Raw genomic sequence first — 19,910 nt, forward strand, 5'->3', positions numbered from 1 at the left:
GGCGGGGTGCCAGGGGCCTCCCGGGCGGGCCGACGCGCCGGGGCTCCCGGGCCGGGCTCAGGCGCCGCCTCCGAGCGGGGGCGCCGGGATGCCGGGGTAGTCGGGCGGCGGGTTCAGCCGCTGGCCGGGGAAGCCGCCCATCTCGTACTTGAGCAGCTTCCTCGCCTTCTCGGGGTCGGTCTCGCCCTCTCCGTACGAGGGGCAGAGGTGGGTGATCGGGCAGGCGCCGCAGGCGGGCTTGCGGGCGTGGCAGATCCGGCGGCCGTGGAAGATCACCCGGTGCGAGAGCATCGTCCACTCGCTCTTGGGGAAGATCGTGGCGACCTCGGCCTCGATCTTCACCGGATCGTCGGACTCGGTCCACCGCCAGCGCCGGGTGAGGCGGATGAAGTGGGTGTCGACGGTGATGCCGGGGACTCCGAAGGCGTTGCCGAGGACGACGAAGGCGGTCTTGCGGCCGACGCCGGGGAGCTTGACGAGGTCCTCCAGGCGGCCGGGGACCTGTCCGCCGAAGTCGTCCCTGAGGGCGGCGGCGAGACCCATGATCGACTTGGTCTTGGCGCGGAAGAAGCCGGTCGGCCGGATCAGCTCCTCGACCTCCTCGGGCACGGCCGCCGCGAGGTCCTCGGGCGTGGGGTACTTCGCGAAGAGGGCGGGGGTGGTCTGGTTGACCCGCAGGTCGTTGGTCTGGGCCGAGAGGACCGTGGCGACGAGCAGCTCGAAGGGGTTGCGGAAGTCGAGCTCCGGGTGGGCGTACGGGTAGACCTCGGCCAGTTCGCGGTTGATCCGGCGCGCCCGGCGGACCATCGCCAGCCGCGACTCGGGCTTCGCGGACCTGGTGGATCCGGCCGACTTCGCGGACCTGGTGGGTCCGGCCGGCCCGGCGGACCTGGTGGAGCCTGCGGACTTCGCGGAGCCGTTGGCTCCGGTGGGCTTCGCGGGGTCGGCGGACCCGGTGGACGAGGAGGTGCCGACAGCCGCCTCCGGCTTCTCTTTCGCGGCTTTCACCCGTTTCGACACGCCGTGTTCGCCCACAGCGGAATTACCTTCGGCCGACACTCTTTCAGCCCCCTTGGCCTGCGCTCTCACCGGCGAGTTGGACACCCGACCAGCCTAGGCGCCGCCGCCGACATCCGCCCCGGGCGTGGCCGATCGGAGCCCAATCGGGCCCCTGACGTACGGATGGGCGGATCGGTACGTCAAACTTGTTGTGATTGATCGCACTGTTTTGTGCGTCCGGCATCATGGGACCCAGGTCCTTTGAGCAGGTCGACAGTATGGAGAGAACTCGTGGACGACGTTCTGCGGCGCGCCCCGCTCTTCGCGGCGCTCGATGACGAGCAGGCTGCCGAGCTGCGCGCCTCGATGAGTGAGGCGACGCTCGCCCGTGGCGACGCGCTCTTCCACGAGGGCGACCCCGGCGACCGCCTCTACGTGGTGACCGAGGGCAAGGTGAAGCTGCACCGCACCTCCCCCGACGGCCGCGAGAACATGCTGGCCGTCCTCGGCCCCGGCGAGCTCATCGGCGAGCTGTCCCTCTTCGACCCGGGTCCGCGCACCGCCACGGCGACCGCGCTGACCGAGGTCAAGCTGCTCGGCCTGGGCCACGGCGACCTCCAGCCCTGGCTGAACGCCCGCCCCGAGGTGGCCACCGCGCTGCTGCGCGCCGTCGCCCGCCGACTGCGCAAGACCAATGACCAGATGTCCGACCTGGTCTTCTCGGACGTCCCGGGCCGTGTCGCCCGTGCGCTCCTCGACCTGTCGCGCCGCTTCGGCGTGCAGTCGGAGGAGGGCATCCACGTCGTCCACGACCTCACCCAGGAGGAGCTGGCCCAGCTGGTCGGCGCCTCCCGCGAGACGGTCAACAAGGCGCTCGCCGACTTCGCCCAGCGCGGCTGGCTGCGCCTGGAGGCCCGCGCCGTGATCCTGCTCGACGTGGAGCGCCTCGCGAAGCGCTCGCGGTAGGCGTCTCCGTACGCGGTACGTACGGGAAGGGCCGCCCCGGTCGGACGACCGGGGCGGCCCTTTCCGTGACCGCCGAGGTCAGCGCTTCGAGCCGTCCACGATCACCGGGGCGGAGCCGCCGTCGCCGCAGGGCACCGCGTAGACCGGGTTCTTGGCCGCGGCCTCCTTGTACGCGTCGATGCACTGGTTCATCAGGACCTTGTCCGTCAGCGACTCGTTGAGGATCTTGTTGGCGCGGGCGATGCCCTCCGCCTCGATGCGGCGCCGGTCGGCGTCGGCCTTGGCCGTACGGGAGGCCTCCGTGGCCCGCTCGGTGGCCTGCTGCTGCTGGATCTTGCGGTCGATCTGCCCCTGGAGGGCGTCCGAGGGCTTCACGTTGCGCAGGTTGACCGTGGTCACGTCGATGCCGCGCGGGGCCAGGCGCTCCTTGATCAGGGTGCCGATCTCGGCGTTGATCTTCTCGCGGTCGGTGGCGTACCCCTGCTCACTGGTGTAGTGGGCGAAGACGTTACGGACGATCTCCCGGCTGTCGGGGTAGACGAGCCGCTGCTGGATGGCCTCCTCGCTGCCCGCGAGCTTGTAGAGCTCGACGGACTTGGCCTGGTCGACGGACCACTTCACGGTCACCTCGGCGTACATGACGCCGCCCTGCGAGGAGCGGACCTCGACCACGTCCTTGTCGGAGAGGTTGAGGTCCACCGGGCGGGTGGAGAAGGTCGTGACGTCCGTGAACGGCGACTTCACGTGCAGACCCGAGGTCATCGGCGAGCCCACCTTGCCGAAGGCGACCGGCACGCCGACCTCGTACGCGCTGATCACGTACGTCATGCTCACGATCAGCGAGAAGAGGCCGGCCAGGACCGCGCCGAGGGCACCGAACTTCAGCCCCTTGGAGTCGTTGGCGCGGCCGACGAAAAAGAGCACCACTGCGGCTATGACCAGCAGGATGGCGATGACGAACACGGGCGTTCCCCCCGAAAGCTACGGCCGGATGTAAGCGGAGCGTAAGACACGCGGGGAAGCCGGAAGGTTCCGGGTCCCCCGTACCGGCCGCACCCCGATCGGGTCAGACCAGACCGCGGTCCCTCAGGTACTCCAGCTGCGCCCGCACGGACAGCTCGGCGGCCGGCCACAGCGAGCGGTCCACGTCCGCGTACACGCGGGCGACGACCTCCGCCGCCGTCCGGTGCCCCGCCTCGACCGCCGTCTCGACCTGGGCGAGCCGGCTCGCCCGGTGCGCCAGATAGAACTCCACGGCCCCCTGCGCGTCCTCCAGGACCGGCCCGTGCCCCGGCAGGACCGTGTGCACCCCGTCGTCGACGGTCAGCGAGCGCAGCCGCCGCAGCGAGTCCAGGTAGTCCCCGAGCCGCCCGTCCGGATGGGCGACCATCGTCGTCCCGCGCCCCAGGATCGTGTCGCCCGTCAGCACCGCCCGGTCGGCCGGCAGGTGGAAGGAGAGCGAGTCCGAGGTGTGCCCGGGCGTCGGGACGACCCGCAGCTCCAGGCCGCCGACCGTCACCACGTCCCCCGCGCCGAGCCCCTCGTCGCCCAGCCGCAGCGCCGGATCGAGGGCCCGCACGGCCGTCCCGGTCAGCTCCGCGAAACGGCCGGCACCCTCCGCGTGGTCCGGGTGCCCGTGGGTCAGCAGGGTCAGCGCCACCCGCTTGCCGAGCTTCTCGGCCGTGTCGATCACCCGGCGCAGATGGCCCTCGTCGAGCGGCCCCGGGTCGACGACGACGGCGAGGTCCGAGTCCGGCTCGGAGAGCAGCCAGGTGTTGGTGCCGTCGAGGGTCATCGCGGACGGGTTCGGCGCCAGGACGTTCACGGCGCGGGCGGTCGCGGGCCCGGAGGCCACCAGTCCGCGCGGCTGGCCGGGCAGGGCGGCGGCGTCGCTCATCGCTCGCCCCCGGTGGAGATGACCTTGGTGAACTCCTCGTGTCCGGGCCAGCTCAGGATCAGCTCGTCGCCCTCCAGACGCGCCTGCGCGAGGACGGGGGCCATGTCCTGCGCCTCCGCCGCCACCAGCGCCTCGGCGGCCGTCCCGTACGGCTCCAGGGTGCGCAGGGTCGAAATCGTCGGCGGCATCATCGTCAGCTCGCCCCGGTCGTAGCCGGCCGCGGCGTCCGCCGGGCGGATCCAGACCGTGCGGTCCGCCTCCCCCGAGACGTCCCGGGTGCGCTGCCCGGCCGGGAGCGCCGCTACGAAGAACCAGGTGTCGTACCGGCGCTGCTCGAACTCCGGGGTGATCCAGCGGGCCCACGCGCCCAGCAGGTCCGAGCGCAGGACGAGCCCGCGCCGGTCCAGGAAGTCGGCGAAGGACAGCTCCCGGGCGACGAGCGCCACGCGGTCCCGCTCCCACTCCTCGCCGGTCGTGTCGCCGACGACGACGTCCTCGGTCTCCCCGGCGAGCAGGACGCCCGCCTCCTCGAACGTCTCGCGCACGGCGGCGCAGACCACGGCCTGGGCCTGCGCCGGATCGTCGAGGCCGAGACGGGCCGCCCACGTCTCCAACGACGGGCCCGCCCAGCGCACCGGCTGCTCGTCGCGCGGGTCGACGCCGCCGCCGGGGTAGGCGTACGCGCCGCCGGCGAAGGCCATCGAGGTGCGGCGGCGCAGCATGTGGACGTCGGGCCCGGCGGCCCCGTCCCGCAGGAGCAGGACCGTGGCGGCGCGCCGGGGCGCCACGGGGGTGAGCTCACCCGCGGCGAGGGCGCGGATGCGGTCGGGCCATTCCGCCGGGTACCACTGACCATTCGACTGCTTCGACTGACCATTCGACATGGCCGGATGCTATGCGCAAGCATCGGAATGCACGAGAGCCGGTTTCCCGGGCTGTGGAAAACCGGCTCCCTGTCGCACGGACCCGTAGGGAGTCGAACGGCGTCCTACCGAGTCGTGCGGATCGGCGGTCAGGCCTCGACGAGCTCGACCTGGACCTCGACCTCGACCGGCGCGTCGAGCGGCAGCACGGCCACGCCGACGGCGCTGCGCGCGTGCACGCCCTTCTCGCCGAGGATCTCGCCGAGCAGCTCGCTGGCACCGTTGACGACGGCGGGCTGACCGGTGAAGTCGGCGGCGGAGGCGACGAAGCCGACGACCTTCACGACGCGCTTGATGCGGTCGAGGTCACCGGCGACCGACTTCACGGCCGCGAGCGCGTTGAGCGCGCAGGTGGCGGCGAGCTCCTTGGCCTCCTCCGGCGTGACCTCGGCGCCGACCTTGCCGGTCACCGGAAGCTTGCCCGCCACCATCGGGAGCTGGCCCGAGGTGTAGACGTACACGCCGGACTGCACGGCCGGCTGGTAGGAGGCGATCGGCGGCACGACCTCGGGCAGGGTCAGGCCGAGCTCGGCGATCCGCGCCTCGACGGCCCCGCTCACGACTTGGCCCGCTTCAGGTAGGCCACGAGCTGCTCGGGGTTGTTCGGCCCGGGCACGACCTGGACGAGCTCCCAGCCGTCCTCGCCCCAGGTGTCCAGAATCTGCTTGGTCGCGTGCACCAGAAGCGGCACCGTGACGTACTCCCACTTGGTCATGGGGCCGACTGTATCCGCTGCCGCGGGACCACCCGCCGAGGTGGCCCCCGAAGCTGCCCCTAGGGGGCTTCTCCGGGGCAGCCTGCTGATTGCGCGCGGCCGCCAGTGGTTAGGCTCGACAGCGTGAGCAGGCTCCAGGTCGTCAGCGGCAAGGGCGGTACCGGTAAGACGACGGTCGCCGCCGCCCTCGCCCTCGCCCTCGCGACGGAGGGGAAGCGGACCCTCCTCGTCGAGGTCGAAGGCAGACAGGGCATCGCACAGCTCTTCGAGACGGAAGCCCTTCCGTACGAGGAGCGCAAGATCGCCGTCGCCCCCGGCGGCGGAGAGGTGTACGCGCTGGCGATCGACGCCGAGCGCGCGCTCCTCGACTACCTCCAGATGTTCTACAAACTGGGCGGGGCGGGGCGGGCCCTGAAGAAGCTCGGCGCGATCGACTTCGCGACGACGATAGCGCCGGGCGTCCGGGACGTGCTCCTGACCGGCAAGGCGTGCGAGGCGGTCCGGCGGCGCGAGAAGGACGGCCGCCCCACCTACGACCACGTGGTCATGGACGCGCCGCCCACCGGCCGCATCACCCGCTTCCTCAACGTGAACGACGAGGTCGCGGGCCTGGCCAGGATCGGCCCGATACACAATCAGGCGCAGGCCGTCATGCGGGTCCTGAAGTCCCCCGAGACGGCGGTGCACCTGGTGACGCTCCTGGAGGAGATGCCGGTCCAGGAGACCGCCGACGGGATCGCGGAGCTGAGGGCCGCCGATCTGCCGGTGGGGCGGGTCGTGGTGAACATGGTCCGCCCGCACGTGCTCGACGAGGCGGGGGTACGGGCGGCCTCGGGCGACCACCGGGACGCGATCGCGCGCACCCTGGCGTCCGTCGGCGTCACGGGCGGCACGCGGCTGGTCGAGCCGCTCCTCGACCAGGCCGCCGAGCACGCGCGACGGGTGGAGCTGGAGCGGGCGCAGCGCGCCGTCCTGGACGGCGTCGGCGTCCCGTCGTACGAGCTGCCCTTCCTCGGGGACGGGGCGGACATCGCCGGGCTCTACCGGCTGGCGAAGGAACTGCGGAAGCAAGGGGTGGGCGCGTGACGGAGAAGGCGGACGCCGCGACGGCCCCCGAAGCGGCCACGGCAGGGGCGGGGATCGAAGGCGGGCCCGGAGCCGGGACCACCAACGGACCGGACGCCGCCGACGGACCGGAGGCCACGAGCGGACCGGGCGCCGCGAGCGGTCTCGATCAGGCCGGCGACGGCCTCGTTCACGCCGCGAGCGGCCTCGCTCACGCCCCCGGTGGCCCCGCTCACGCCGACGGCGGGCTCGATCACGCGCCCCGCCTCGAGCTCGATCCGCTCCTCGACGACCGGGGGACCCGGATCATCGTGTGCTGCGGCGCGGGCGGGGTCGGCAAGACGACCACGGCGGCGGCCCTCGGCGTGCGGGCGGCGGAGCGCGGCCGGCGGGTCGTGGTCCTCACCATCGACCCGGCGCGCCGGCTCGCCCAGTCCATGGGCATCGACTCCCTCGACAACACGCCCCGGAAGGTCGACGGGATCAAGGGGTCCGACGGCGGCGAACTGCACGCCATGATGCTCGACATGAAGCGGACCTTCGACGAGATCGTCGAGTCGCACGCGGAGCCGGAGCGGGCGCGGGCCATCCTGGAGAACCCCTTCTACCAGTCCCTGTCGGCCGGATTCGCCGGTACGCAGGAGTACATGGCGATGGAGAAGCTGGGCCAGCTCCGGGCCCGCGACGAGTGGGACCTGATCGTCGTCGACACCCCGCCGTCCCGGTCCGCGCTGGACTTCCTCGACGCTCCGAAGCGGCTCGGGTCCTTCCTCGACGGGAAGTTCATCAAGCTGCTCATGGCCCCGGCGAAGGTCGGCGGCCGGGCCGGGATGAAGTTCCTCAACGTCGGCATGTCGATGATGACGGGGACGCTGGGAAAGCTGCTGGGGGGTCAGTTCCTCAAGGACGTCCAGACGTTCGTGGCGGCGATGGACACGATGTTCGGCGGTTTCCGGACCCGCGCGGACACCACGTACAAGCTGCTCCAGGCCCCGGGCACGGCCTTCCTCGTGGTCGCCACGCCGGAGCGGGACGCGCTGCGCGAGGCCGCGTACTTCGTGGAGCGGCTGGCCGCCGAGGCGATGCCGCTGGCGGGTCTCGTCCTCAACCGCGTCCACGGCAGCGGCGCCGCCCGGTTGTCGGCCGAGCGGGCGCGGGCCGCCGCGGAAAATCTTGACGAGGGGCGCATTGTGGATCAGGGCGACGGGAAGGCTGGACTGCGTGGCTCCCCGGCCACCACGCCCGAGCCCGAGACCGGGTCCGAGCCGAAAGACCTCGCCACCGCCGCCGCACATCCCGTACCCGAGGCTGCCCCCACAGCCGAACCGGCACAGGAAACAGACGTGGACGTACGTCGTCTCACCGCAGGACTTCTGCGCCTGCATGCAGAGCGCATGCGGGTGCTCGCGCGCGAGCAGCGCACACGCGACCGCTTCACCGCGCTCCACCCGGAGGTGGCGGTGGCCGAAGTGGCCGCCCTGCCCGGCGATGTGCACGACCTCGCCGGGCTGCGGGCCATCGGTGACCGGCTCACGGCGGGGCGGGCGCCCTCGGCCTGAGCGGCCGCGCGCACGAGTACCCGTATCCGTACTCGTACACGTACCTGTGACTCGACACCTACCGTGTCGAACGGGTCGGAGCTAGCCGACCGCTGCGTACGCCTCGTACGTCGCGTCGTCCTCGATCGCCACGGGCAGCAGGCCCGCTCCCCGCTCGTACTCCGTCCGCGCGGTCTCCAGGAGCCGGCGCCACGAGGTGACGGTCGGTCTCCTGCGCAGCAGGGCACGGCGCTCGCGCTCCGTCATGCCGCCCCACACGCCGAACTCCACGCGGTTGTCGAGGGCGTCGGCGAGGCACTCGGTCCGCACCGGACACCCGGTGCACACCGCCTTTGCCCTGTTCTGTGCCGCTCCCTGCACGAAAAGTTCATCCGGATCGGTAGTGCGGCAGGCCGCCTGCGCACTCCAGTCAGCTACCCAGCCCATACCGGCGCCGTCCTCTCCCGAATCGAGGCTCCCCCACGGCGGCAGCGGCATATTCACCGCTGCCAGTTGGGACGTTACGGAAGGTGGGCACAGCGCAACACCCCCTTCGGGCCCAATCTTGAATGGCCCGAACGGACTATGCGTGCGCGTCAGATCACCCAGGGGAGTGATCGAAGGACATGCGTGTGATAGCGGACATACCGCGCGGATATGCCCTTCCTCGGCGGGGTCACTTCGGACACCCCGTGACACATGCTCCGGAATCGACCACAAGACTTCCCGCGCTTCGGGGTCACGGGAATTCATGTCGATGTCACGCCCGGGTCTTGATGCGAGACCGCACTGCTGTGACAGTTGGGAGCAGCTTAGGCCAAGGCATATACGTGTGTCCGGCGAATGAGAACGTGGACACCTCACGCTGCTTCGCCGGCGAGTCGTCGCCCCTGAGGGGGGCGGGGCCTTCGAAGTACTCGGCGAACCTGGCCGAGGGGCTCGCGCCGGAGGCCTTCGGATCGGACGCCGGCGACGATCAGGACCGCATCGGCCCCGGACTGTGCCGGCCCGAGCTCGCCGCCCTGCTGGAGGCACCACCGGGTGCGGCAGGCGTCACCGCCCCTCAACGCCCGTCTCCCCCTTCCCCTGCCCGTGCTCGGCGACGCGGCGGTTCCGGAAGGGGCCGTGACCGCCGTGGTCCAAGCGCTCATCGCTCAGGGTGCGCCCGGATGTCACGGTCTGGTACTCGAACGCTCCGGGAGGCCCCCGCTCCTGCGGATCGCTCATCACTACGGATTAGGCTGCCCCCATGGCAAAGAAGCGCTCGGGCGGTGGTCTGACCGGGACCCAGCAGGCCGCCAAGTTCCTCGGTGTCAGTGTGCTCGCCGGAGCCGTGCTGGCGGGCATCGCCCTGCCCGCGGCCGGGGCACTCGGACTGGCCGCGAAGGGCACGGTCGAGGGGTTCGACGAGATCCCCTCCAATCTGAAGACCCCACCGCTGAGTCAGCGCACCACGATCCTGGACGCCGAGGGCGGTCTGATCGCCACGGTGTACTCGCGGGACCGCAAGGTCGTGCCGATCGACAAGATCTCCCCGTACATGCAGAAGGCGATCGTCGCGATCGAGGACGGACGCTTCTACGAGCACGGGGCGATCGACCTCAAGGGCGTGCTGCGCGCCATCAACCGGAACGCGCAGTCGGGCGGGGTCGCGCAGGGCGCGTCCACGCTGACCCAGCAGTACGTGAAGAACGTCTTCGTCGAGGAGGCCGGTGACGACCCCGAGAAGGTCGCGCAGGCCACCCAGCAGACCATCGGCCGCAAGGTCCGCGAGCTGAAGTTCGCGATCCAGGTCGAGGAGGAGCTGGGCAAGAAGAAGATCCTGGAGAACTACCTCAACATCACGTTCTTCGGACAGCAGGCCTACGGCATCGAGGCCGCCTCCCAGCGGTACTTCTCCAAGCACGCCGCCGATCTGGACCTGGGCGAGGCGGCGATGATGGCCGGTCTCGTCCAGTCGCCGAGCCGCTACGACCCCATCAACGACATCCAGGAAGCCACCAAGCGCCGCAACACGGTCCTCCAGCGGATGGCCGACGTGAAGGACATCAGCCAGGCCGAGGCGGACGCCGCCAAGGCCAAGCCGATCAAGCTGAAGGTGAAGACCCCGAGGAACGGCTGCATCACCGCCGTCGACGGCGCCGGCTTCTTCTGCGACTACGTCCGCAAGACGATCCTCGGCAACCCGGTCTTCGGCAAGACCGCCGAGGAGCGGACGAAGCTGTGGAACCTGGGCGGTCTCACCATCAGGACCACGCTCGACCCGCGCGCGCAGGCCGCCGCCAACGAGGCCGCCGTCGCGAAGGTCGACAAGGACGACCCGGTCGCCGCCTCGGTGGTGCAGGTCCAGCCCAAGACCGGCCGCATCCTGTCGATGGGCCAGTCCCGTCCGTACGGCCTGGACCAGAAGCAGCACCAGACGACGCTCAACCTCGCCGTCGGCAGCAAGATGGGCGGCACCACGTACGGCTTCCAGGTCGGCTCGACCTTCAAGCCGATCACGGCGGCGGCGGCGCTGGAGAAGGGTCTGAGCCCGGCGCAGAGCTTCGACACCCCGGCGCAGATCAACATCGACGAGAGCGACTTCACCCGTTGTGACGGCAAGCCCGCGGGCTACGCCAACTGGGAGGTCAACAACGAGATGAAGACGGAGAAGGGCGTCTTCGACATGACGAGCGCCCTCGGCAAGTCCATCAACACGTACTTCGCCAAGCTGGAGCAGATGGCCGGCCTGTGCGAGACGCTGACGATGGCGAAGAACGTCGGCTACGAGCGCGAGCTGGGCAAGCCCCTCAAGCAGATCCCGTCCGCCACCCTCGGCAGCGCGGAGAGCACCCCGCTCGACATGGCCTCCGTCTACGCGACCTTCGCCAACCGCGGCATCTACTGCACCCCGATCGCCATCGAGTCGATCAAGGCCGCCAACGGCGACAAGCTGAACGTGCCGCAGACCAAGTGCACGCGGGCCATGAGCGACCGGACCGCCGACACCATCAACCAGATGCTGAAGGGCGTCGTCGAGGACGGCACCGGTACGAAGGCCGGTCTCAGCGACCGCGACAACGCGGGCAAGACCGGTACGACCAACGACCGCAAGGACGCCTGGTTCGTCGGCTACACCCCGAACCTGTCCACCGCCGTCTGGGTCGGTGACGACGTCGGCGAGAAGAAGTCGATGTACGACATCACCATCGGCGGCGAGTACTACGACAAGGTCTGCGGTGGCTGCCTTCCCGGCCCGATCTGGAAGATCGCGATGACGGGCGCCCTGGACGCGGGTCAGACGCCGGGCTTCACCCCCATCTCCGTGCCGCGGGCCCAGAAGCCCAAGGACGAGGAGAAGCCCGGTGACGAGGGCCCGAACAAGCCCCGGAAGCCGGCCAACAACAAGCCGGGCGACACGAACCCGAACCCCGGCTTCTCGTTCCCGACGGACCTGTTCGGCGGCGGGGACGGACGCAACAAGCCGCGCGGCGGAAACCACTGACGCGGTGATATGAGGAAGGGCGCCCCACCATCAGGTGGGGCGCCCTTCCTCGTACTCGCTCCGCGGATCAGCCCGCGAGCAGCTTCTTCACCGCGGCGGCGACCCGGCCGCCCTCGGCCTGGCCGGCCACCTTCGGGTTCACGATCTTCATGACGGCGCCCATGGCACGCGGCCCCTCGGCGCCCGCCGCCCTCGCCTCCTCGACGGCCGCCGCGACGATGGAGTCGAGCTCCTCGTCGCCGAGCTGCTTCGGCAGGTACGCGTCGAGGAGGAGGCCCTCGGCCTTCTCGCGCTCGGCCGACTCGTGGCGACCGCCCTTGGCGAAGGCGTCCGCGGCCTCGCGGCGCTTCTTCGCCTCCTTCGCGATCACCTTCTGCACCTCGTCGTCGGAGAGTTCGCGCTTCGTCGTACCCGCGACCTCCTCCTTCGTGATCGCGGTGATGGTCAGCCGCAGGGTCGAGGAGCGCAGTTCGTCGCGCTCCCGGATCGCGGCGTTGAGGTCGTCCTGGAGCTTCGCCTTGAGCGTGGTCATGGGGCCAAGTGTCGCAGGTGACTCCCCCGTGACGCCCGCGCATTTCGCCCCAGCGGGTCTGCGACGATGGGAGGATGCGCGCACGGTACGGCATCCCCCTGAAGATCACGGCAGGCCTCACGGCGACGGCGGCGGCAGGAATCGCCTACGCGGCCGGCATCGAGGCCCGCTCCTTCCGACTCCGCCGGGTGACGGTCCCGGTCCTCCCACGCGGCATGCGCGACCTGCGGGTGCTCCAGGTCTCCGACATCCACATGGTGAGCGGCCAGCGCAAGAAGCGCGCCTGGCTGCAGTCCCTCGCGGGGCTCCGCCCGGACCTCGTCGTCAACACCGGCGACAACCTCTCCGACACGGACGCCGTGCCGGAGGTCCTCGACGCACTCGGGCCGCTGATGGAGTTCCCCGGCGTGTACGTCTTCGGCTCCAACGACTACTACGGGCCCCGACTGCGCAACCCCGCCCTCTATCTGCTGGAGAAGGTGCAGGGCCGGCACGGCCTCAACGGCAACCCGCCGGTGGTCGGCGCCATCCACAACCCCTGGGAGGACCTCCGGGACGCCTTCGACGCGGCCGGCTGGGTCAACCTCACCAACACCCGCGGCCGGCTGAAGCTGCCACAGGCCGAGCTCGCCTTCACCGGCCTGGACGACCCGCACATCAAGCGCGACCGGTATGACGAGGTGGCCGGCGGCCCCGACGCGGCGGCCGACTTCACGATGGGCGTCGTGCACGCCCCGTACCTGCGCTCGCTCGACGCCTTCACGGCCGACGGGTACGAGCTGGTCCTCGCCGGGCACACCCACGGCGGCCAGCTGTGCATTCCCTTCTACGGGGCGCTCGTCACCAACTGCGACCTGGACACGGACCGGGTGAAGGGCCTCTCCACGCACACGGTGGGCCACCGCACCTCGTACCTCCACGTCTCGGCGGGCTGCGGCACCAACCGGTTCACCCCCGTCCGCTTCGCCTGCCCGCCCGAGGTCACCCTGCTCACCCTGACGGCACGCCCCTGAACACCCACGGTGAGCGCGTGGCCACTCCCCGCGCCACGACCACGCCGGTTCCCGCCGCCGGGCCCCGGGCGACGGCCTTCGTCCGACCTGCGCCGGGGCCCGGCGAATACCGGATTTCGTCTCAGGGCGCGGGTGGGCTAAAGTAATCGATGTCGCCGCGACGTGAAGAACAGAGCAGCGACATCGGGGTGTAGCGCAGCTTGGCAGCGCGCTTCGTTCGGGACGAAGAGGTCGTGGGTTCAAATCCCGCCACCCCGACAGCCGAAACACCGGTCAGGGGCCTGATCCGCGAGAGCGGATCGGGCCCCTGAGTGGTTTCTCCGGGTGAAAGTCTTTCGGTGGGGCCGTCACCCGTGTCCCTCGGACTCCGTCAGTGCGGTGAGGGACCACGACGGAGCGCGAAGAACAGCCCGAAGGGACATCGTCGTGAAGGTCACCGCCACCCCGCCCGGCGTCGAGCCGTCCGAGCAGGGGACCCGGGAGCGCCTCGTCGGTCGGGCCGGGATCGCGACGCCCGGCCCGACCGACGGGAAACCCCCTAGATCACCGGCGGGCGGCCCAGGCGGGTCATGTGGAGGACCGTGGTCCAGCGCATCGGGGCGCGGGGCCCGCAGGAGTGGCGGACGCCCTCCGCGAAGCCGCCGAACCAGGCCTTCAGGCCCGGCAGGGAGCGGGTGCGGGCCAGGGTGAGGAGGGTCCACACGCCGAGGTAGACGGGGACGAGCGGGGCCGGCAGGTTCCGCTTGGCCAGCCAGACGCGGTTGCGGGCGGTCATCCGGTAGTAGACGGCGTGCCGGGCCGGACTGGTCCTGGGGTGCTGGAGCAGCAGCTCCGGCGCGTACAGGACCTTCCAGCCCGCGTCGAGGGCCCGCCAGGCGAGGTCGGTCTCCTCGTGGGTGAAGAAGAAGTCCTCCGGCCAGCCGCCGATCCGGTCGAGCATCGGCATCGACAGGCCGTGGCCGCCGCCGAGGAAGGTGGTCACCTCGCCGCCGCGCAGCGGGTCCTTCGCCCCGAGGCGCGGGATGTGCCGGCGCTGGGTCTCGCCGGTCTCGTCGGCGATGCGGAACGAGACGATGCCGAGGTGCGGGTCCGCCTCGTACAGGTCGGCGAGGCGGCGGAAGACGTCCGTGTCGACGAGCAGGCCGTCGTCGTCCAGGTCCACCACGACGTCCACGTCGCCGAAGGACCGCAGCGTCTCGATCGCGACGTTCCGGCCGCCGGAGACGCCCCGGTTCTCGGGGAGTTCGACCCCGGTGACGCCCTCGGGCAGGGGCGGGAGCGACCCGGTGCCGTTGCCGACGACGACGATCCGGGACGCGGGCTCGTCCTGGCCCGCCACGGCGTCGAGCAGCGCCCGCAGCTCGGCCGGGCGCGTGCCCATCGTCAGTACCGCCACTCCTACACGCGGTCGCGCCACGACCCACTCCGTCCCATGACCCATGTCCACCGAACTCGCTCCGGCCCGCGATGCTAACCGCCCGGGGACACCTTCCGTTCACCCGGACCACGGGTGTCGTGCACCGCGCGGAAGCGCGGAGGGGGGAGCGCGGCGAGGGGCGGGGTCGGACGGCTCTACGCTGGTTCTCTTCCGTCAGGTTGATCGATCGTCGAAAGGGTGGTCTCCAGGTGCTGGTCGCGGACCGATATCGGCTTCATGTGTGTATCGGCCGGGGCGGCATGGGCGAGGTGTGGCAGGCCACCGACGAGGTCCTGGGCCGGGCCGTGGCCGTGAAGCTGATGCTGGCGCAGGCGACCGACCCCTCCGCCGGTGACCGCTTCCGGCTCGAGGCGCAGACCGCCGCGCGGCTGAGCCACCCGCACGTGGTGGGCGTCTTCGACTTCGGCACGTGGGACGGAAAGCTGTTCCTCGTCATGGAGTTGGTGGAGGGCGACAGCCTCGCCGGAAGCCCGTCCGATCCACTGGTCCTGCCCGCCGAGCGGGTCGCGGTCGTCGCCGCGCACGCAGCCGCCGGGCTCGCGGCCGCGCACCGGCAGGGCGTGGTGCACCGGGACATCAAGCCGGGAAACCTGCTCGTCGACGCCGAGGGCACGGTCAAGCTGGCCGACTTCGGCATCGCGCGGTTCGTCGACGACCCCTCGGCCGCGCTCACGACGACCGGTCAGATCGTGGGCACGGGGCTCTACCTCGCGCCCGAGCGGGCCCTCGGACAGTCCGCCTCGTCCGCGTCCGACGTGTACTCGCTGGGCTGCGTGCTGTACCAACTGCTCACCGGGAGACCCCCGTTCCGCGCGGACACCGCCACCGCGCTGCTGTACCAGCACATCGACACCGCCCCGGTGCCGCCGAGCCGACTCGGGGCCGCGCTGCCGCCCGACTTCGAGACGTACCTGCTGAGCCTGCTCGCCAAGCAGCCGGAACAGCGGCCCTCCGCGCAGGCGATCGCCGACTGGTTCTCGTCCGGTGCCTGGCGCGGGTCCGGATACCCCGGGTCCGCCCCCGGCACGGGCCGGCCGCACGTGCCCCACCAGACCGCCGGACACCGGCACACCCTCACGCACGCGCCCCATGGCTCCCACCAGTCGACCGGGGCCGCCCCCATGCCCATGCCCGCGCCGGTGCACACGCCCGCGCCGACCCCGCCGCCGATGAACCGGCCGCCGGTGCCCCGGCCCGCGCCCGCCGCCCGGCGGCGCCAGGCCCCGGCGAGCAGCAACAGCGGGGGGCTCGCGGAGCTCTCCCGGCGCCGTCCGCGCAAGACGGCCGCGGTGGCCGGTGTCATCGCCTTCGTGGTCTTCCTGATCATCGGGATGGCCTGGCTGTCCTGACCGGCCCCGTACCGGCTCAGTACGGCCTCGGCGCCATCACGTGCGGTTCCTCGTCCGCCGTTCCGAGCAGCAGGCAGCGCGGTACGCCGGGCCCCGGCGTCGCGCGTACGGCCACCGGCGTCGGCGGATCGGTCGGCAGCTCGATCGTGACGGTGACCGGACGGTCGTCCCGGCCCGTGGCGCGGCCGGTCTCCTTGCCGTCGACGAGGACCTCGACGACCGGGGCGTGCCCGGTCCGGACGGTCGCGGAGACCGAGTGCCCGAGGTGGTCGATGTGGAAGTGATGGCGTGCTCTCATGGGCCGCCTCCGTACCGCCGGGGTGAGGGCGCGCCGCCGGATCGGGACGCACACCTCCAGGGTAGGCGGTCGGGCGGCTCCGGGGCGTGGGCGACCGGTCGCGCTACGTGTGCGGGCGGCGGTCCGGACGCCTCCGGCCCTCGCCCGACGGCGAGACCTCGCCCGACAGCGCGAACAGACCCCTTCTCGCACCCTCTTCGTAGGCCTCGCGCAGGTCCGGGCCGCCGAGCGGCGCCCCGAGTGCCTCCTCCCCACGCGTGCGCGTGACGGCGCAGTACTCCGCCGGACGGTACGAGGAGTCGAAGACCGAGGCCCGCAACAGGTCGACCGCTCCCAGGAGATGGGCCGCCGCGTCGCGCTGCCCGTCCAGCGCCCGCATCTGGGCGAGGAGTTCCGCCGCGCAGGCCGCGCCCACCGCGGAGCCGAGCCGCAGGTGCTCGCGCAGGGCCCGCCGGGCGTACTCCGCGGCACGCTCCCGGTCCCCGTCCCAGGCGCCGAGCTCGGCCCGCACGTGGTACGCCCAGGCCTCGGCGAACACGTCACGGCCCGCCCAGGCCCGCCGGCCCTCCCGGTCCAGGTCCCCCTGGTCCAGCGCCTCCTGCGCGCCCTCCGGGTCGGAGCGGCACAGGGAGAGCGCGAGCCCGACCCAGCTCGCCCGGCGGCCCGGCCCGAACTCCGGGTGCTCCTCCATCAGCGCGAGGGCCTCCCGGAACGCGGCCGCCGCCGCGCGCGTGCGCCCTTGGTGGAGGGCGGTCGCGCCGCGCAGATGGGCCAGGAGCGACAGGCAGCGCTCGTCGCCGTCCCGTACGGCCGCCGCCCAGGCCTGCGAGAGGAGCGGGTCGGCGTCCTCGGGGCGGCCCGACTCCAGCTCCAGGAAGGCCGCCAGCCACAGGGCACGGGCGGGCGGTGGCCCGGCGTGCAGGCCGAGGGCGTGCCGCAGCCTGGCACGGCCCTCGGCGATCCGTCCGCAGGCCACCCACAGGAACCACAGGGAGACCACGATCTCGACGGCCGTCTCGGCCTCGGCGCCCGGCGACAGCGGCGCGGTCGTCGGGTCCATGGCGGCCGCCAGGTCCGGGAGTTCGCGCAGCGCGAGGTCCCGGGCGTCGAGCTGCCGGCCGCGTTGCCACCAGTCGGAGGCCCGCCGGGCCACCTTCACGCACCATCTGCGGTGGTGCAGGAGCACGGCCCAGCGGTCGCCGCGCGCGGTGAGCCTGCGGGCGCCGACGGCGCGCATCGGGTGCGGCATCCAGTAGCGGGGCAGGCCGTCCTCGCCGTCGAAGAGGTCGTCGACGGGGAGGAGGGCGAGGGGCGCGAGCCGGTCCAGGACCGCCCGGATCTCCCTGGCGGGCAGCGTCCCCGAGGCGCAGACCTCGCGGACGGCCTCCCGGCCGAAGGCCCCCTCGAAGACGGACAGCCGCTCCCACAGGAGCCGTTCGGACGGACCGCAGCTCTCGTAGCCGCGCTCGGCCGCGGCGATCTGGTCAAGGCCTATGTGTTCGCCCCACAGGCGCTCGGTCTCCGGTGGTTCTCCTGCCCACATGTACTCCAGCCCCCGTGTCACTTCTCCGCCCCCTCCTGTGATTCAGGACGGATTCGATGGAAAACGGCCGACGCCGCGGCTTGAATGATGTGCCCCGGCCCACATCCTGGGGCCTTCCCGTGCCCGTACCCAGGGTTTCCCTCGGATCGACCAAGGAGGCACATGCGTACCAGGGAATCCGTCCTGGGAGAGGGGGATCTGGCCCTGATCCACGCACTCCAGATCGCGCCGCGCGCCAGCTGGACGCAGCTCTCCGGCGCCCTCGCCGTGAGCCCGGACACCCTCGCCCGGCGCTGGGAGGCCCTCACCGCCGGGGGGTACGCCTGGAGTTCGTTGCTCGCGGCCCGGCGCGGCGCGACGGCCACCCTGTACGCGTGGGTGGAGCTGGAGTGCGTCGCCGGAGCCGCCGAGGCCACCGCGACCGAGGTCGCGGGCGATCCGTACACCCTCGGCGTCCACCAGGTGACCGGCGACGCCGACCTGGTGCTGCTCGTCAACTGCCCGGACCTCCACGCCCTCGACGGCTACCTCGCCGGCCGGGTGCGGCGGCTCCCCGGGGTGCTCAGGGCCCGCACGCAGGTCGTCACCCAGTTGCACAACCGCCCGTACCGCTCGCGGATCGAGCAGCTCACCCCGGCGCAGACGCAGCACCTCACCGAGATCACCGGCGGCGACCGACGGGTCCGGTCCTCCACGCGCGCGTACCCGCTCGTCACGGAGCTCGACCAGCGGATCGTCGCGGAGCTGGCGGGGGACGCCCGGCGCAGCGCCGCCGAACTGGCCCGGCAGTGCGGCACCAGCGAGTCGACCGTGCGCCGCAGGCTGGACGCCCTCGGCGCGGCCGGTGCCGTCCACCACCACTGCCTGCCGGCCCCGCGCTTCTCCGGGCGGCCGGTGTGGGCGCTGGTCACGGCGGACGTACCGCCCCTGGAGGTGGCCGAGTCGGTGGCCTCGCTGACCCGGCTCCGTCAGACCCGTGTGATCACCTCGGTCACCGGCCCGCACAACCTGGTGCTCGCCATGTGGCTCCGTACGGTCGAGGAGCTCCACGAGGTGACGGCGGCACTGGTGCGGGCCGCGCCGGCGCTGCGGATCACGGGCACCGCGGTGTCCCTGCGCACCCACAAGATCGGCGCGCAGGTCCTCGGCCCGGACGGCCGGCGCACCCACCACGTACGGCCGGCGACCGGCTCCTGACGGGGTGCCCGGCGCGTGTTCCGACGGGCGGTCGGTGGCGTGCGGTCGGTGGCGCGCGGTCGGTGGCGCGGTCGGTTCAGGCCGGGCGGGACGCCTTGATCGAGTACATCAGGGGGATGCGGGGACGGTCCGCGGGGAAGCGGTAGTAGCCGTCCTCGTGCCGCTGGAGGGAGCCGTAGCGGGGGAAGAGCGAGGCGTCGTGCTCGTGCAGGAACTCGATGCGCAGACCGGCCTTCGCGAGGGCCGTGACGACCTCGCCGACCGGGTGGACCCACTCCACGCTGCGGTTGTGGACGGTGACGGCGTCGAGGTCGGCGTACGTCCCCGGGGCGGTGTCCACCCACGGGTCGCGGACGAAGTAGTCGTGCACGACCCGGCTGCCGGTCTCGTCGTCGAGCGAGTCGGTCAGCGGATGGAACTCGGCCACGTAGAGGAAGCCGCCCGGGGCGACGAGGGAGGCGGCGGTCTCCGCCCAGCGCTCGATGTCGGGCAGCCAGCACAGCGCGCCGCTGCCGGTGTAGACGACGTCGTACGACCGGTCCGGGACGGCCTCGGCGGCGTCGTACACGTCGGCGGCGACGAAGGCGGCCCGCTCCTGCGAGAGGCCCAGGTCGGCGGCGAGCGAGCGGGCGGTCTCGACGGCCGGCTCGGAGAAGTCCAGGCCGACGACGTGCGAGGCGCCGTGCCGGGCCCAGGAGAGGGTGTCCAGGCCGATGTGGCACTGGAGGTGGAGGAGGGAACGCCCGGTGACGTCGCCGACCTCCGCGAGTTCGAAGTCCCGCAGGGCGTCCTTGCCCGCGCGGAAGGCGTCGAGGTCGTAGAACTCGCTGGCGGCGTGGATCGGGACGCGCTCGTCCCACTTCGCGCGGTTGGCCTCGTGCCAGTCCTCGGGCGTCGGAGAGTACATGTCGGCGAGGTTATCCACAGGCTGCGGGCGACGCGACCCGATT

The 19,910-nt window shown here is 72.0% G+C and carries 19 protein-coding genes and 1 tRNA gene; 8 read left to right on the forward strand and 12 right to left on the reverse strand.

The features are described from left to right. Positions 1–57: 57 nt before the first annotated feature. The gene (nth, locus tag ACZ66Z_RS13285; protein ID WP_469934076.1) at positions 58–1,059 is read right to left on the reverse strand and encodes an endonuclease III; all 1,002 of its coding nucleotides are present in this window, start codon (positions 1,057–1,059) and stop codon (positions 58–60) included. Between the two features lie 231 nt (positions 1,060–1,290). Between nth and ACZ66Z_RS13290 the strand changes: the two genes are divergently transcribed. Then, entirely contained in the window at positions 1,291–1,965 is a 675-nt protein-coding gene (locus ACZ66Z_RS13290) for a Crp/Fnr family transcriptional regulator (protein WP_015034542.1), read from the forward strand. A 78-nt stretch (positions 1,966–2,043) separates the two neighbouring features. Here ACZ66Z_RS13290 and ACZ66Z_RS13295 read toward each other — a convergent pair whose 3' ends face one another. The 5 genes from ACZ66Z_RS13295 to ACZ66Z_RS13315 all read right to left on the reverse strand — a co-directional run bounded on the left by ACZ66Z_RS13295 (position 2,044) and on the right by ACZ66Z_RS13315 (position 5,500). Further along, positions 2,044–2,928, reverse strand: a complete 885-nt coding sequence (locus ACZ66Z_RS13295) for a prohibitin family protein (protein WP_469934077.1) — start codon at positions 2,926–2,928, stop codon at positions 2,044–2,046. A gap of 103 nt (positions 2,929–3,031) precedes the next feature. Next, positions 3,032–3,862 carry an MBL fold metallo-hydrolase gene (locus tag ACZ66Z_RS13300; protein ID WP_469934078.1) on the reverse strand — a complete coding sequence of 277 codons (831 nt, stop codon included), beginning with the start codon at positions 3,860–3,862 and terminating at the stop codon, positions 3,032–3,034. Continuing rightward, complete coding sequence (locus ACZ66Z_RS13305) at positions 3,859–4,746, reverse strand: NUDIX hydrolase (protein ID WP_469934079.1); 888 nt, start codon at positions 4,744–4,746, stop codon at positions 3,859–3,861. Before ACZ66Z_RS13305 ends, ACZ66Z_RS13300 begins: the two co-directional genes overlap by 4 nt. A 128-nt stretch (positions 4,747–4,874) precedes the next feature. After that, the gene (locus ACZ66Z_RS13310) at positions 4,875–5,345 is read right to left on the reverse strand and encodes a RidA family protein (protein WP_388858833.1); all 471 of its coding nucleotides are present in this window, start codon (positions 5,343–5,345) and stop codon (positions 4,875–4,877) included. Further along, positions 5,342–5,500, reverse strand: a complete 159-nt coding sequence (locus ACZ66Z_RS13315) for a DUF4177 domain-containing protein (RefSeq protein WP_015034547.1) — start codon at positions 5,498–5,500, stop codon at positions 5,342–5,344. Before ACZ66Z_RS13315 ends, ACZ66Z_RS13310 begins: the two co-directional genes overlap by 4 nt. A gap of 123 nt (positions 5,501–5,623) precedes the next feature. Between ACZ66Z_RS13315 and bagA the strand changes: the two genes are divergently transcribed. Then, entirely contained in the window at positions 5,624–6,586 is a 963-nt protein-coding gene (gene bagA, locus ACZ66Z_RS13320; RefSeq protein ID WP_469934080.1) for an ATPase BagA, read from the forward strand. Positions 6,587–6,870: 284 nt separating this feature from the next. Continuing rightward, positions 6,871–8,124 (forward strand): ATPase BagB, encoded by a 1,254-nt coding sequence (bagB, locus tag ACZ66Z_RS13325; protein ID WP_469934264.1) that lies wholly within the window; start codon positions 6,871–6,873, stop codon positions 8,122–8,124. A gap of 81 nt (positions 8,125–8,205) precedes the next feature. On the opposite strand, the gene ACZ66Z_RS13330 is transcribed toward bagB, so the two are convergent. Next, on the reverse strand, positions 8,206–8,550 hold the full coding sequence (locus tag ACZ66Z_RS13330; protein ID WP_015034550.1) for a WhiB family transcriptional regulator: 345 nt from the start codon (positions 8,548–8,550) through the stop codon (positions 8,206–8,208). An 802-nt stretch (positions 8,551–9,352) separates the two neighbouring features. Here ACZ66Z_RS13330 and ACZ66Z_RS13335 point away from each other — a divergent pair. After that, positions 9,353–11,590 carry a transglycosylase domain-containing protein gene (locus tag ACZ66Z_RS13335; RefSeq protein ID WP_469934081.1) on the forward strand — a complete coding sequence of 746 codons (2,238 nt, stop codon included), beginning with the start codon at positions 9,353–9,355 and terminating at the stop codon, positions 11,588–11,590. Positions 11,591–11,657: 67 nt separating this feature from the next. On the opposite strand, the gene ACZ66Z_RS13340 is transcribed toward ACZ66Z_RS13335, so the two are convergent. Then, entirely contained in the window at positions 11,658–12,122 is a 465-nt protein-coding gene (locus tag ACZ66Z_RS13340) for a GatB/YqeY domain-containing protein (RefSeq protein WP_469934082.1), read from the reverse strand. Between the two features lie 74 nt (positions 12,123–12,196). Here ACZ66Z_RS13340 and ACZ66Z_RS13345 point away from each other — a divergent pair, with 74 nt between their 5' ends. Further along, entirely contained in the window at positions 12,197–13,135 is a 939-nt protein-coding gene (locus tag ACZ66Z_RS13345; protein ID WP_469934083.1) for a metallophosphoesterase, read from the forward strand. A 184-nt stretch (positions 13,136–13,319) separates the two neighbouring features. Then, a tRNA-Pro gene (locus ACZ66Z_RS13350) sits at positions 13,320–13,393 on the forward strand. Between the two features lie 280 nt (positions 13,394–13,673). Here the strand turns inward: ACZ66Z_RS13350 and ACZ66Z_RS13355 are convergent. Beyond that, positions 13,674–14,552, reverse strand: a complete 879-nt coding sequence (locus tag ACZ66Z_RS13355) for a glycosyltransferase family 2 protein (protein WP_469934084.1) — start codon at positions 14,550–14,552, stop codon at positions 13,674–13,676. A gap of 209 nt (positions 14,553–14,761) precedes the next feature. Here ACZ66Z_RS13355 and ACZ66Z_RS13360 point away from each other — a divergent pair, with 209 nt between their 5' ends. Next, positions 14,762–15,922 carry a serine/threonine-protein kinase gene (locus tag ACZ66Z_RS13360; RefSeq protein ID WP_469934085.1) on the forward strand — a complete coding sequence of 387 codons (1,161 nt, stop codon included), beginning with the start codon at positions 14,762–14,764 and terminating at the stop codon, positions 15,920–15,922. A 16-nt stretch (positions 15,923–15,938) separates the two neighbouring features. Here the strand turns inward: ACZ66Z_RS13360 and ACZ66Z_RS13365 are convergent, their stop codons facing one another. Beyond that, the gene (locus ACZ66Z_RS13365; protein WP_469934086.1) at positions 15,939–16,220 is read right to left on the reverse strand and encodes a hypothetical protein; all 282 of its coding nucleotides are present in this window, start codon (positions 16,218–16,220) and stop codon (positions 15,939–15,941) included. 103 nt (positions 16,221–16,323) lie between these two features. Beyond that, entirely contained in the window at positions 16,324–17,784 is a 1,461-nt protein-coding gene (locus ACZ66Z_RS13370; RefSeq protein WP_469934087.1) for a tetratricopeptide repeat protein, read from the reverse strand. Between the two features lie 141 nt (positions 17,785–17,925). On the opposite strand from ACZ66Z_RS13370, the gene ACZ66Z_RS13375 reads away from it, so the two are divergent. Beyond that, a complete protein-coding gene (locus ACZ66Z_RS13375; RefSeq protein WP_469934088.1) occupies positions 17,926–18,960 on the forward strand; it encodes an Lrp/AsnC family transcriptional regulator in 1,035 nt (344 codons plus the stop codon). Between the two features lie 76 nt (positions 18,961–19,036). On the opposite strand, the gene ACZ66Z_RS13380 is transcribed toward ACZ66Z_RS13375, so the two are convergent. Further along, complete coding sequence (locus tag ACZ66Z_RS13380; protein WP_469934089.1) at positions 19,037–19,867, reverse strand: class I SAM-dependent methyltransferase; 831 nt, start codon at positions 19,865–19,867, stop codon at positions 19,037–19,039. Between the last annotated feature and the right edge of the window lie 43 nt (positions 19,868–19,910).

The sequence above is a fragment of the Streptomyces sp. NPDC107498 genome (assembly GCF_055582805.1).